Genomic DNA, 12,487 nt, shown 5'->3' on the forward strand with positions numbered 1-12,487 from the left:
CCGGGCGCCTCATCGTGCGCGGACATGCCGCGCTCAACGTCCCCGACGCGGCCGCAGGTAGTGGCGCACCACGTAGTTGCCGATCTTGTTGCCCTGCTTCAGGCCGTCCATGCACGCGGTGCGGAAGTGGATGCCGGCATATACGCGCGACATCGCCGCCTCGTATTCGGCCTGTGACAGCGTGTCGAAATGACGCTCGATGCCGGCGGCCGTGTAGGTGTACGGCAAGGCGTCCGTGCCCAATACCCGGCGCAGCACTTCCGTCGCGCTGCCGGTCAGCGCCGACAGGCCGCTGGCATAGTCCGGGTACGGTGGATTGACCAGGTACGACGTCCACTGGGTGTCGCCCGCCGCATGGATCGCGGTGATCGGCCGCCAGAAGTTGTATCTGTATTTGCTGCTGAACACGCCGAAGGAGGCATCCGCCTGTGCCATGTTCATCAGCGCGAACAGGCGGGCATGCTGCCACAGGTCCAGGCCGCGTCCGTTGACGATGCGCTGGGCGATGGCGTTGGCATTGGCGCCTCCGCCTGCCCAGTAGCGCGCACTGCGGCTTTCCGCCGACTCGACGTTCTGCGGGGCACCCCGCACCGCCGCGCTCCCGACCGCCAGGACCTCCTGGTAGTCGCGTCGATAGGTGCCACTGGAGCGGACCAGCAGCGGCGACGGACCTGCACGGAACTGGGTGACGTTGTTGAGCGCGAACGGCTTCACGTTGCCCCAGTTGCCGAACTGGGGTGCGGTGAAGCTGGGCGGGGTGGGTTGATAGACGCCGGGCAGCGCGGGTGCGGCGTAAGGCGCGTGTGGCGTGGCGGCACCGTCGTTGGCACGCCGTTGCAGGATGGCTTGCGCGGCCAGCATGCCTACGGCGATCCCGTCGTCGAGGCAGTCAGGGTGCGCGGGCGGGCACGACAACCCAGCCAGGTAGTTGTCGTAGGTGGTTTCCAGCGCGGCCGCCTGCGCAGGCACCGTCACCGACAGCGTCATGTAGGCGGCGGTGGCGACGGCAGCATCGGGTGATGCGCCGGGGGCGGCCGGGTGGCGGCGTGCATAGGTGTCGTAGCGTGGATCGATGGAATTCAGCGCGTCATGGATCGCCAGGTGGGTGATCGCATTGATGCGCGTCTGCAGCGGCGGGGCGCCCGCGGTCACGGCGGTCTGCCAGGCAATGGTGTTCCAGTCGATGACGGCATCGGCCTGGGCCAGACCGGGTATCGACGCCGCCAGCAGCATGCCGGCCAAGCGGCTTCGCAGCCGGGGGGATCGGGGCAGGGCCCGCGCGATCATCGTGGAGGTAGGCAGGTTCATGGTGGGCTCCATTGCGTAACGAAGGGTGCCGCCAGCAGGGCGGCCGGAGGTAACCCGGGCAACCGGAGGGGATCGGCCGCGCGGGAATACTGGTGCCGCTGCGCTTCAGCGCTCGCGCCGGTTGTCGGCCATGCGCTGTTCCGGCGACGGACGGGCGGGTGTCGGTTCGAAGGCGACCTGCCGCACCGTGGATGGGCCACGCCGGCATGCGCGTCTTGCTTCGGCCATCAGCGCGGCGCGGCTTGCGTACACCTGGCCGAGGTTGTGCTGGTCGAGCAGTGCGCCGACTTCATGCTGGGCAGGCAGCCGGGGCCGCGCGCAGTCGATGACGATGCGGGCCGGTGCCGGTTCGCCCGGGGATTGGCCCATGGCCGGTGCCATGCCGGCGCCTGCCAGGCCTGCGGCAACCGCGATGCGGGCGAGCGTGTTCATGATGTTTTCCTGGACGACGGCCGGGGATCGGGCCTGTCGCCAGCGTCGTCGCGTTCGCCCGGCCGGTCTTGAGGACCGGCTGAGGAAACCGCACGGGCATGGCGGAAAAGCTTGGGAAATCCTTAGGCCGACGCCGTCGCCGCGCTGCGTTGAAGGAATACCAGCCCGGGTTGTGAGCCGCCATGTCCTCGCCCGCCCCACCCTGCCACTTCGAAGACACCGTCATCGACTTCGCAGGCCGCCGTCTGTGGCGGGCAGGCGCCGAACAACCGCTGGAACCGAAGGCGTTCGCCGTACTCGCACTGCTGGCGGGCGAGCCGGGCCGCGTATTCACCCGCGACGAGATCCTGGATGCCGTCTGGGGACACCGGCATGTCACGCCCGGGGTGCTCAACCGCATCATCACCCTGTTGCGCCACGCACTGGCCGAAGACGCGCACCATCCCCGCCTGCTGCATACCGTGCATGGCGTCGGCTATCGCTTCGATCTGCCCACCACCACCGCCGGACCGGAGGCACCACCGCTCGCCGCGCTGTCTCCGCCCGATGCGACGGACGACGGCCTGCCGGTGGCGTTACTGGAACCAGCGACCACCGCCGTCGCGGTCCCGCACCGCCCGACGCCCCGGTGGCGCTGGCTGGCGCTCGGTCTGGCCGGTATCGTCGCGGCCGTCGTCGGGTGGTGGCCGCGCGACACCACGACATCGCCATCCGCACCCGCGACCGTGGCGGCCCGACGGGCGACACCTACCCTGGTGGTGATGCCGCTGAAGCCCATCGGCAGCGGCGACAGCGTGCGGATCATCGCCGACGGCCTGGGCGAAGAACTGATCTGCAGCCTGGCGCAGGTGGAAGGCCTGCGGGTGATCGCACGCGATTCCACCCGGCTGGCCACCGATGCTTCGGCCGACCCGGCCACGCTGGTGCAGCGGCTCGGCATCACCCATGCACTGGAAGGCAACCTGCAGCAGGCGGGGCAGTCGCTCCGCGTGCGCTTGCGCCTGGTCGACGCGCAGGGCGGCGGCACGTTGTGGACGCGGGATTTCGATCGCGACGCGTCCGAGGTGCTGCTGCTGCAGCGGGACATCGCGGAGACCGTCGCCGGCTCGCTGGCGCTGCGTCTGGGCCTGACCGACGCGCCGTCGCGCAGCGGCGATGCCGAATTCCTGCGCCGCTATCACATCGCCCGCGCGCTGGTCAGCCTGCGGGACCTGCCGCCCGAGACATCGACCGAGCGTGCGGAGCGGGAATTCCGCGTGCTGCTCCGCGAGCGACCGGACGACGCCCGCGCCCACGCCGGCCTCGCCCTGGCCCTCGAGGTTCGTGCGCAACGGCGGCCGACGCTCGCCGCCACCCTGCGCGAGGAAGCCATCCGCGAGGCGACACTGGCCCAGCGCCTGGACGCGACCCTCGCCGAACCGTACTTCGTGCTCGCCGCCAATGCCTGCATCGCCGACGACTGGGAGCGCTGCCTGTCCCTCCAGGAGCGGGCGTTGCGCGTGAACCCCAGCAATGCGGAGATGGCGTATGGGATGACGCTCTCGCTCGCCAGGCTGGGCTACCTCGATCGTGCGGAAGCCGGGGCGCGCGACCTGCAGGCGCGCGATCCCCTGGGCCGCAACGGCGGCTTCATGCTGGCACGCGTGCTGGATACCCAGGGACGGCACGACGAAGCACACCGCCTGCTGGAGCCCCTTCCCGCCTACGCGGCCTATGCGCGCTGGTTCAATGCCGTCTGGCGCAAGGACTACGCAGGCGCCTTGCGGATCGCGAAGGTGGACATCGACGGATCGAACCACCCCGATGCGTATGCGAAGCAACTCGCGCCCGGATACATCGCCACGTCGGAGGCCTTGATCGATCCTTCCCGATGGCCGCGCGCCATCGCCGAATTCGATGCGTACGAAAAAGCCACCGGCATGGGCAACTTCTCGCGCGTACTGGCACCGACCGCGCCCGCAAACGCTGCGTCTCTGATCGACGACCTCAACCAGGTACGCCAGCGCGGCTATTCCACCTGGGACCTGCTGCTGTGGACGAAGGACCTGGCCTACCTTCGGCGCGATCCCGCGTTCCAGGCCTTTCTGCGCGACAACGGCATCCTGGCGTACTGGCGCAAGCACGGGTTCCCGCCCCAGTGTCGTGCCCGTGGCGATGTCGTGTCCTGCGATTGACCGCGGCTAGTCGACCTTGCGGTCTTCCGACTTCGCCTGCGCCATCGCTTCGGGCTCCAGCTCCTCCGCACTGCGGTTGAGCCGCACGAACACGCCCCACGCCACCAGCAGCAGCGCGGCCGAGCCGCCGATCGCGGCGACGTAGGGCAGCTGCGTGGCGTCTTCGTGCATCAGTTCGAAAGTGGCGACCAGCGTTTCGATGGCCATGGCGATGACGATGACCACCAGGAAGCGCGACAGGTAGCGGCGCACCCGCGTGGGCCCGCTGACTTTCACGTCGCGCTGCACTTCTTCTTCGAACACGGTCTGCGCCAGTTCCAGCGCGACCAGCCCGATGGTGAGCATGCCGATGCTCTCCAGGATGTTGTCGAAGCGGTTGCGCAGGCCGGCATCGCCGCCCGCCATCAAAACGCCATGCCACAGCTCGCTGGCGGCCAGCACGATCAGCGCGATGGCGCACAGGAAGAACAGCGCGATGATCGCCAGGTGGCCGGCGAGGAAGAGCTTCTGCAGGTGTTTCATCGTACGTTTCGGTGCTCGGGACGGCACAGCATGGCGGCGCGGCGCGTAAGCCGCGCGTGAAGCCATCCGACGGGTGGTTCACGCCGGACGTTGCGTCTCGTAGGCCTGCAGGTGCACCCACGCCGCCTGCAGCCGGGGCACGGCGATGCCATGCGCTTCGGCACGGTGCACCATGTCGCCGACGATGTGTGCGGCCTCGACGCGCTGACCGGACTCGAGGTCGCGCAGCATGGAGGCCTTCAGCGGCGAGCCGGCCTGGGTCAGGGTCTCCAGCGCGGTGGCCTGCGCGGCGGCGGCAATGGGGTGTCCGGCCGCGGCCGCGACCGCGACGCATTCCGCATACAGCGCGGTGACGAACGCGCGCCCGCCTTCGCCCGCCATGACAACGCCGATGGGGGCCCGCATGACGCAGGTGGCGGCGGCCAATGCGGTGAGGAAGCTGTACTTCACCCACTGCGCCTGCGCGATGCGGTCGGTGTACGCATGGTCGATGCCGGCGCCTGCACACAGGCGCGCGAGCTGCTGCAGGCGGTCGCTGGCGGGTTGACCCTCGCGTTCGCCGAACGTCATCGACGCCGGCGTGCCCAGATGGCGGATCTCGCCCGCGCTGCCGAGCACCACGCTGATGAAGCACAGCCCGCCCGCCACGCGGTCGGCACCGAAACGCGCATCCAGCAGGCCGTAGTGGCGCAGTCCGTTGAGCAGCGGAAGTACGTCGGCCCCCGCGTCCATCGCCGGCGCGATGCTGTCCATCGCGCTGTCCAGGTCGTACGCCTTGCAACTCAGCAGGACCAGGTCGAAGGGCGCCTGCGCCACGCGCGCCGGCAGTTCCTCCGCGGTGACGGTGTCGACCCGCAACGTGGCGTCGCCCAACGGACTGTCGATACGCAGCCCGTGCTCACGCAGCAGGGCGGCGCGCGCGGGCCGCACCAGGAAGGTCACGTCCGCGCCCGACTGTGCCAGGCGGCCACCGAAATAGCCGCCGGTGCCGCCGGCGCCGAGCACCAGCACGCGCATCAGCTGCGCAGCCCCACGCCCTTCTTCAGCAGCCACAGGCCCAGCGCAGCCAGCGCGACGACGAAGCCGATCATCAGCGCGTACGCCACCCACAGCGGCACGTCGCTGGTGCCCAGCAGGCCGTAGCGGAAGGCGTTGACCATGTAGAAGATCGGATTGGCGTGCGTCAGCGCCTCGGCCCACGGCGGCAGCAGCTTGACCGAGTAGAACACACCGCCCAGGTAGGTCAGCGGGGTCAGGATGAAGGTCGGCACGATGGCGATGTCGTCGAACTTCTTCGCGTACGCCGCGTTGACGAAACCGGCCAGCGAGAAGATCGTCGCGCCCAGCAGTACGGTGGTGATGGTCACCAGCGGATGCGGTATGCGGACCTTGGTGAAGAACATCGCGATCACCAGCACGATGGTGCCCACCATCAGGCCGCGCAGCACCGCGCCGGCCACGTAGCCCAGCAGGATCACCCAGTTGGGCATCGGGCTGACCAGCAGCTCTTCCACGTGGCGGCCGAACTTGGCGCCGAAGAAGCTGGAGCTGATGTTGCCGTAGCTGTTCTGGATGATGCTCATCATCACCAGGCCGGGCACGATGAACTCCATGTAGCTGTAGCCGCCCATGTCGCCGATGCGGCTGCCGATCAGGCCGCCGAAGATCAGGAAGTACAGCGTCATGGTGATGGCCGGCGGCACCAGGGTCTGGCCCCAGATGCGCAGGATGCGGTTGACTTCGCGGCGCACGATGGTGCCCAGCGCGACGAAGTTCTTCTGCAGCGGCGTGGTCTGGCTGGTTTCCTGCGGATGGAGGGCGCTCATGCGGCCTGCTCCCGCTTGGCGGCGGCTTCGTCGCCGGTCAGGCGCACGAACAGCTCTTCCAGCCGGTTGCTCTTGGTGCGCATGGAGCGCACGCGGATGCCGGCGTCGCCCAGCGCGGCGAACACGCGGTTGAGGTCCATCGCGCGCGGCATGTCCAGGTCAAGCGTGTGGCCGTCGGTGGCGACCATCGTGGTGCCCTCGATGACCGGTAGCTGCGCCGGCAGTTCGCCATCGATGTCGAACAGGAAGCCTTCCACGTCCAGCTTGGCCAGCAGCTGGCGCATCGGGCCCTGTTCGACGATGGTGCCGCGGTCGATGATGGCCAGGTTGCGGCAGAGGCTTTCGGCCTCTTCCAGGTAGTGCGTGGTCAGGATGATGGTGGTGCTGGCGGCGTTGATGTCCTTCAGCGTCTTCCACATGCCGCGGCGGATCTCGATGTCCACGCCGGCGGTGGGCTCGTCCAGGATCAGCAGGCGCGGGCGCGTCATCATGGCGCGGGCGATCATCAGCCGGCGCTTCATGCCGCCGGACAGCGTGCGGCTCATGACGTTGGCCTTTTCCCACAGCTGGGCGCGCTTGAGCTCCTCTTCGGCCCGCACCAGCGCTTCGGCGCGCGGGATGCCGTAGAACCCTGCGTAGTTCACGCAGATGTCCAGCGGCTTCTCGAACATGTTGAAGTTGATCTCCTGCGGCACCAGGCCCAGCAGGCGCATCGCGCCGTCGCGGTCCTGGTCCAGGTCGGTGCCGAACACCTTCACCTGCCCGGCGCTCTTGTTGACCAGCGAACTGACGATGCCGATCAGCGTGGACTTGCCGGCGCCGTTGGGGCCCAGCAGGGCGAAGAAATCGCCGGGATCGACCTGCAGCGACACGCCCTTCAGGGCCTGCACGCCGGTGTCGTAGACCTTGCGCAGGTCGGTGATGGCCAGCGCGGGAGCCGAGGCCGGTACGGATGTTGCGGACGCCATGGGGTACCTTGTGGCGCCGCGAAGACGCCCGGGTGGATGCGAGCGCTTATTATAGGCGTCCCGCCGGGCCGGCCCCGGCACACACAGTGTTCCAGCCCGCCTCCCTTGGCCATCGTCCATTTCCCCTTGAAGCTCGTCGGGCGCCGCATGCTGGCCCCCAGCGTCGGTCACTACACCTTCGTCCGCGACGACGGCCAGCCACTGGATTTCATCCCGGGGCAGTTCATCCAGGTGCACTTCCAGTACGCCGATGGCACCAGCACCAAGCGCAGCTACTCGCTGGCGACCATCCACGACCACGCGATGGGGCCGGGCGAAGCGGTGGAGATCGCGGTCAGTTATGTACCCGGAGGCGCGGCGACGGCGCTGTTCGAGGGGTTGCCGGAAGGCGGCCATGTGGACGCCAGTGGCCCGTATGGCCGTTTCTGCCTGATGCCGGGCGACCAGAACCGGCGCTACCTGCTGATCGGCACCGGTACCGGCGTCACGCCCTACCGCGCCATGCTGCCGCAGCTGGAAACCCTGATGGCCGAGCGCGGCATCGAAGTCGTGCTGCTGTTCGGTGCGCGCACGCCTGCAGAACTGCTCTACGGCGATGAATTCCGCGCGTTCGCCGATCGCCACCCCGGCTTCCGTTTCGTGCCGTGTTTCTCCCGCGAACTGCCGGAAAACCCGCACGCCGACGTCCGCCACGGTTACGTGCAGCAGTTCCTGGACGAATTCGCACCGGATCCCGCCAACGACATCGCCTACCTGTGCGGCAACCCGAACATGGTGGACGCCTGCTTCGAGGCCCTGAAGACGCACGGCCTGCCGGTGCCTCAGATCCGCCGCGAGAAGTACGTCAGCAGCAAGTAGGCCGACGGCCCTTCCTTTTCGCCATCGCGTCGGTCACATCCGGCGCGCTGCCCCGTCATGGCATGCTGACGACAGCATTCATCCGGGACAGACACCATGGCACTACCCCTTCGTTCACCTGCCGCCGCGCTCGGCCTGCTGCTGCTGGCAAGCTGCAGTGGACCGGCGCAGGAGGCTGGCCAGCAGGCCGTGCGCCACTACGGCGACATCGCGTTCAAGCCCTGCACGCTGACATCGCCCTACCTGACCACCAACGTGGAGGCGCAGTGCGCGACGCTCCCCGTGGCGGAAGATCCGGCCAGGCCGGACGGGCGCAAGGTGGATTTGAACATCGCCTGGCTGCCCGCGACCAATGAGGGCGGGGCCACCGACGATCCGGTGTTCTTCCTGGCGGGCGGCCCGGGCCAGTCGGCCGTGGAAGTATGGCCCGCCATCGACGGTGCCTTCCGCGAGGTGCGCAAGTCGCGCCACCTCATCCTGGTGGACCAGCGCGGCACCGGCGCCTCCAATCCACTCTCATGCAAGGACGACGAGGGCAGGAACGCCTACGGCGACGAACAGGCGCCTGGCGAAGCCGCTGCGATCGAGTTCGCGCGCCGTTGCGCCGCCTCGCTGAAGGCCGACCCGCGCTTCTACACCACCACCGATGCGGTGCGCGACCTGGACAGCGTGCGCGCCGCGCTGGGGGCGGAGAAGATCAACGTGGTGGGCGCGTCTTACGGCACCCGCGTGGCGCAGCAGTACGCGATGCGCCATCCGCAGCACACGCGCAGCGTGCTCATCGATGGCGTGGTGCCGAATGAACTGGCGCTGGGCAGCGAACATGCGCGCAACCTGGATGCCGCGCTGGCCCTGCAGTTCCAGCGTTGCCAGGCCACGCCGGCCTGCAGGGACAAGTTCGGCGGCGACCTGCGCGAGCAGTTGCGGAGCCTGATGGCGCGGCTGGCGGCGGCACCGGTGCAGACCGAGTACCGCGATCCGTCCACCGGCGAACTGGCCAGCGGGCAGGTCACGCCGGGCACGGTGGCCAGCATCACCCGCATGTATTCGTACTACCCGCAGGGGGCGGCCCTGCTGCCGCTGGTGTTGAACGAGGCCAACCAGGGCCGCTACGGCTCCCTGATGTCGCTGGCGAAAGTGCTGGAGACGCAGATGGGCGACCAGTTCATGCATGGCATGCAGCTGTCGGTGATCTGCGCGGAGGATGCCGACCTGCTGCAACCCAATCCCGACGACAGCGACACGGTGCTGGGCAACACGCTGGGCGACTACCTGAAAGTGCAGTGCTCGGCATGGCCCACGGGCAAACGGCCTGCGGACTTCCACACGCCGTGGGCATCGGACCTGCCGGCCCTGCTGCTGTCCGGCGAACTCGACCCGGTCACTCCGCCCCGCTATGGCGAACAGATCGTGCGCAACCTGCCCAACGGCCGCCATCTGGTGCTGAAGGGCCAAGGCCACGGCACCTTCAGCATCGGCTGCATGCCCAAGCTGCTGGCGCGCTTCCTGGAGAGCGCGGATGCGAAGGGACTGGATGCGAAATGCCTGGACTCGCTGGATTACGTACCGCCCTTCACCAGTTTCAACGGCTGGGAACCATGAGTCGCCCCGCGCGCGGCTTCCCGGATTCCCTTCCTTCCCGACGAGATACCACCCCATGATCATCGCCAACGACTTGCACAAGTCATTCAAGACCAAGACCGGACTGGTCACCGCGGTGGGCGGCGTCAGTTTCACCGCCCACGACGGACAGATCACCGGGCTGCTGGGTCCCAACGGGGCCGGCAAGACCACCACCATGCGCATGCTGTACACGCTGATGACGCCCGACCGCGGGCAGGTCACCGTGGACGGCATCGACGCCGCGCGCGACCCGGTCGCGGTGCGCCGCGCCCTGGGGGTGCTGCCCGACGCACGCGGCGTCTACAAGCGGCTGACCGCGCGCGAGAACATCGCCTACTTCGGCGAGCTGCACGGGCTTTCGTCGAAGCAGATCGCCGAGCGCACGAAGGCATTGTCCGACGCACTGGACATGGGCGACATCCTCGATCGCCAGACCGAAGGCTTCAGCCAGGGCCAGCGCACCAAGACCGCCATCGCGCGCGCGCTGGTGCATGACCCGCGCAACGTCATCCTCGACGAACCGACCAACGGCCTGGACGTGATGACCACGCGCGCGATGCGTGGCTTCCTCAGGCAGCTGCGTGATGAAGGACGCTGCGTGATCTTCTCCAGCCACATCATGCAGGAGGTCGCCGCGCTGTGTGACCGCATCATCATCATCGCCAAGGGCACGGTGGTCGCCGCCGGTACCGCCGACGAACTGCGTGCGCAGGCGGGCGAGGACAACCTGGAGGACGCCTTCGTCAAGGTGATCGGCTCCGAGGAGGGCCTGCTGGCATGAGCATTCTTTCGACCGTTTCCACGGTGATGCGCAAGGAACTGCGCGACCTGTCGCGCGACCGCCGGACGCTGGCGCTCGCCCTGTTCCTGGGCCCGCTGCTGTATCCCGCGCTGATGCTGGGCATGGGCTACCTGACCGAGAACCGCATCCGTACCCAGGTGGACAAGACGCTGGAAGTCCCGGTGATGGGCGCGGAGCACGCGCCCAACCTGGTGAAGTTCCTGGCCACCAACGGCATCACCGCGACCAAGCCGCCAGCCAACCTGGATGCGGCGATCCGCTCGCAGGAAATCGACGTCGCCCTGCGCATCAGCCCCGACTACGCCAGCGACTGGCGCAATGGACGGCCGGCGCTGGTGGAGATCATCCGCGACAGCACGCGTCGCGACGCCGACATTCCCACGCAACGGCTGCAGGCCGCGCTGGGCGGCTACAGCCAGCAGGTCGGCGCACTGCGACTGTTCGCCCGCGGCGTGGATGCCTCGGTGGCACGTCCGGTGAACATCGGCCTGCAGGACCTGGCCACGCCGGAAGCCAAGCAGGGCGTACTGCTGTCGGTGCTGTTGCCCTACCTGCTGATCCTGACGTCCTTCATCGGTGGCGCTTACCTGATCCTGGATGCCACGGCCGGCGAGCGCGAGCGGCAATCTCTGGAACCGCTGCTGGCGACCCCGGCACCACGAGGTGCCGTGGTCAGCGGCAAGATCGCCGCCGCCTGCGTGATCGGCCTGGGCACGCTGCTGCTGACACTGCTGGCATTCAAGTTCAGCGCGCAGTTCGCCGGCACGCTGGGACGTCAGTTGAACGTGTCGTTCCTGGCGATGGGCAAGATGCTGCTGATCCTGGTGCCGATGCTGTTCGTCGGCACCTCGCTGCTGACTTACCTTGCGGCCTCGGCCAAAAGCATGAAGGAAGCGCAGAGCCACATGACCTGGCTGATGCTGCTGCCGATGATCCCCACGTTCGCATTGATGGCCAACCCGCTGAAGAGCCAGCCGTGGCAGTTCGCGGTGCCGTTCCTGGCGCAGAACCAGATGCTGCTGAAGGTGATCCGCAACGAGTACATCGGGCCGCAGACGTGGGCCATCTACCTGGCGGCGGGTTTCGGCGTCGCCGCCGTGCTGTGGTTCGCCGCGGTGCGCCGTTACCACCAGGAGAAACTGGCTGTCGCGGGATAAGCGGCTTCCGGTGAGTGCTGCACCAGAGAACGGCCACCTGCAGGTGGCCGTTCTTTTTTTTAGGAATGCGTCGGCGACCTGGGCGCCACCCGCGTCAGAACCGGTCCTCGTAACCCGACGTCAGCGCCTGTGCCTTCACGTCGGCATTGAACAGGTCGCCCTCGGTCGTAGTCGTAGTTCAGGCTCAGACCGTTGTGGTGGTCGAAGTCGTAGCCCACGCCCACGCAAGGCTGGGTGGAACGTTCGCGAAGACGGTAGCCGCCGGCGCTGAACTTGGTGTTGACGCTCTGCACGCATGCGCGTCCGGCAATGAAGAAGCCGGTGTTGCCGGCACCGAAGTTCTTCTTGCCGACCACGCCCACGCCAGCGGCATCCATGTCGCAGGACGCGCCTTCAAGCGAACGGTCGCCGAGGATCGAGCAGAAACCTTCCACCGCGAAGCTGGGTGGAAATGATGGCCCGCGCGCAGGCCACAGGCGGTGTCGGTGTCATCGATGCGCTGGCCACCGGCGCTGGGTTACAGGTCGCTGGGGCCGGCCTCGACGCGGCCGTACCCCTGGCCGGCTTCCGTCGCCGTGGCGGGTGCCGACAGGACGGCAAAGAAAGTGTGAAGGGAACAGGCAGATGCGTCATGTAATCCTTCCTTGGACATGAGTTCGTCGGTCGCCCGCGATGCGGGCGGCGCACGGTAAACAGCGGTGTCGCTTGTCTACGGCAACGCACCACCTCGCATCGAGGTGCGACGACGCGCATGCCGTCCACATGCTTCCCCTTCTTCTCCGCCATGAAAAAAGCCGGCGCATGGCCGGCTCTTTTT

12 protein-coding genes are annotated in these 12,487 nt (G+C 68.0%); 5 read left to right on the forward strand and 7 right to left on the reverse strand.

The genetic code is table 11. The features are described 5' to 3' along the window. Positions 1 to 33: 33 nt before the first annotated feature. Together OVA13_RS13590 and OVA13_RS13595 are read right to left on the reverse strand one after the other, a co-directional pair. Positions 34 to 1,308 (reverse strand): vanadium-dependent haloperoxidase, encoded by a 1,275-nt coding sequence (locus OVA13_RS13590; protein WP_267791001.1) that lies wholly within the window; start codon positions 1,306 to 1,308, stop codon positions 34 to 36. A 105-nt stretch (positions 1,309 to 1,413) separates the two neighbouring features. After that, positions 1,414 to 1,740, reverse strand: a complete 327-nt coding sequence (locus OVA13_RS13595; RefSeq protein WP_267791002.1) for a hypothetical protein — start codon at positions 1,738 to 1,740, stop codon at positions 1,414 to 1,416. 182 nt (positions 1,741 to 1,922) lie between these two features. Between OVA13_RS13595 and OVA13_RS13600 the strand changes: the two genes are divergently transcribed. Continuing rightward, positions 1,923 to 3,914, forward strand: a complete 1,992-nt coding sequence (locus OVA13_RS13600; RefSeq protein ID WP_267791003.1) for a winged helix-turn-helix domain-containing protein — start codon at positions 1,923 to 1,925, stop codon at positions 3,912 to 3,914. Between the two features lie 6 nt (positions 3,915 to 3,920). On the opposite strand, the gene OVA13_RS13605 is transcribed toward OVA13_RS13600, so the two are convergent. The 4 genes from OVA13_RS13605 to OVA13_RS13620 all read right to left on the reverse strand — a co-directional run bounded on the left by OVA13_RS13605 (position 3,921) and on the right by OVA13_RS13620 (position 7,230). After that, positions 3,921 to 4,436: a hypothetical protein gene (locus OVA13_RS13605; RefSeq protein WP_267791004.1), complete on the reverse strand. Its 516-nt coding sequence runs from the start codon at positions 4,434 to 4,436 to the stop codon at positions 3,921 to 3,923. 78 nt (positions 4,437 to 4,514) lie between these two features. Continuing rightward, entirely contained in the window at positions 4,515 to 5,453 is a 939-nt protein-coding gene (gene panE / locus OVA13_RS13610) for a 2-dehydropantoate 2-reductase (RefSeq protein WP_267793536.1), read from the reverse strand. Beyond that, a complete protein-coding gene (locus tag OVA13_RS13615; protein ID WP_267791005.1) occupies positions 5,453 to 6,262 on the reverse strand; it encodes an ABC transporter permease in 810 nt (269 codons plus the stop codon). The genes panE and OVA13_RS13615 overlap by 1 nt, the downstream gene beginning before the upstream one ends. Next, entirely contained in the window at positions 6,259 to 7,230 is a 972-nt protein-coding gene (locus OVA13_RS13620; RefSeq protein WP_267791006.1) for an ABC transporter ATP-binding protein, read from the reverse strand. The genes OVA13_RS13615 and OVA13_RS13620 overlap by 4 nt, the downstream gene beginning before the upstream one ends. Before the next feature lie 36 nt (positions 7,231 to 7,266). Between OVA13_RS13620 and OVA13_RS13625 the strand changes: the two genes are divergently transcribed. The 4 genes from OVA13_RS13625 (at position 7,267) to OVA13_RS13640 (ending at position 11,670) form a co-directional block, all read left to right on the forward strand. Beyond that, positions 7,267 to 8,088: a ferredoxin--NADP reductase gene (locus OVA13_RS13625; protein ID WP_267791007.1), complete on the forward strand. Its 822-nt coding sequence runs from the start codon at positions 7,267 to 7,269 to the stop codon at positions 8,086 to 8,088. Between the two features lie 96 nt (positions 8,089 to 8,184). Then, complete coding sequence (locus tag OVA13_RS13630) at positions 8,185 to 9,690, forward strand: alpha/beta hydrolase (protein ID WP_267791008.1); 1,506 nt, start codon at positions 8,185 to 8,187, stop codon at positions 9,688 to 9,690. Positions 9,691 to 9,745: 55 nt separating this feature from the next. Then, complete coding sequence (locus OVA13_RS13635; protein ID WP_267791010.1) at positions 9,746 to 10,492, forward strand: ABC transporter ATP-binding protein; 747 nt, start codon at positions 9,746 to 9,748, stop codon at positions 10,490 to 10,492. Further along, positions 10,489 to 11,670 (forward strand): ABC transporter permease, encoded by a 1,182-nt coding sequence (locus OVA13_RS13640; protein WP_267791011.1) that lies wholly within the window; start codon positions 10,489 to 10,491, stop codon positions 11,668 to 11,670. The genes OVA13_RS13635 and OVA13_RS13640 overlap by 4 nt, the downstream gene beginning before the upstream one ends. A 59-nt stretch (positions 11,671 to 11,729) precedes the next feature. On the opposite strand, the gene OVA13_RS13645 is transcribed toward OVA13_RS13640, so the two are convergent. Continuing rightward, the gene (locus tag OVA13_RS13645) at positions 11,730 to 12,047 is read right to left on the reverse strand and encodes a hypothetical protein (protein ID WP_267791012.1); all 318 of its coding nucleotides are present in this window, start codon (positions 12,045 to 12,047) and stop codon (positions 11,730 to 11,732) included. Between the last annotated feature and the right edge of the window lie 440 nt (positions 12,048 to 12,487).

Source organism: Pseudoxanthomonas sp. SL93, assembly GCF_026625825.1.
Lineage (GTDB): Bacteria > Pseudomonadota > Gammaproteobacteria > Xanthomonadales > Xanthomonadaceae > Pseudoxanthomonas_A.

Coding starts and splice junctions, on each gene's coding strand:
- OVA13_RS13590 (WP_267791001.1), bottom strand. CDS start 1,308: ATGAACCTGCCTACCTCCACGATGATCGCGCGGGCCCTGCCCCGATCC.
- OVA13_RS13595 (WP_267791002.1), bottom strand. CDS start 1,740: ATGAACACGCTCGCCCGCATCGCGGTTGCCGCAGGCCTGGCAGGCGCC.
- OVA13_RS13600 (WP_267791003.1), top strand. CDS start 1,923: ATGTCCTCGCCCGCCCCACCCTGCCACTTCGAAGACACCGTCATCGAC.
- OVA13_RS13605 (WP_267791004.1), bottom strand. CDS start 4,436: ATGAAACACCTGCAGAAGCTCTTCCTCGCCGGCCACCTGGCGATCATC.
- panE (WP_267793536.1), bottom strand. CDS start 5,453: ATGCGCGTGCTGGTGCTCGGCGCCGGCGGCACCGGCGGCTATTTCGGT.
- OVA13_RS13615 (WP_267791005.1), bottom strand. CDS start 6,262: ATGAGCGCCCTCCATCCGCAGGAAACCAGCCAGACCACGCCGCTGCAG.
- OVA13_RS13620 (WP_267791006.1), bottom strand. CDS start 7,230: ATGGCGTCCGCAACATCCGTACCGGCCTCGGCTCCCGCGCTGGCCATC.
- OVA13_RS13625 (WP_267791007.1), top strand. CDS start 7,267: ATGCGAGCGCTTATTATAGGCGTCCCGCCGGGCCGGCCCCGGCACACA.
- OVA13_RS13630 (WP_267791008.1), top strand. CDS start 8,185: ATGGCACTACCCCTTCGTTCACCTGCCGCCGCGCTCGGCCTGCTGCTG.
- OVA13_RS13635 (WP_267791010.1), top strand. CDS start 9,746: ATGATCATCGCCAACGACTTGCACAAGTCATTCAAGACCAAGACCGGA.
- OVA13_RS13640 (WP_267791011.1), top strand. CDS start 10,489: ATGAGCATTCTTTCGACCGTTTCCACGGTGATGCGCAAGGAACTGCGC.
- OVA13_RS13645 (WP_267791012.1), bottom strand. CDS start 12,047: ATGGATGCCGCTGGCGTGGGCGTGGTCGGCAAGAAGAACTTCGGTGCC.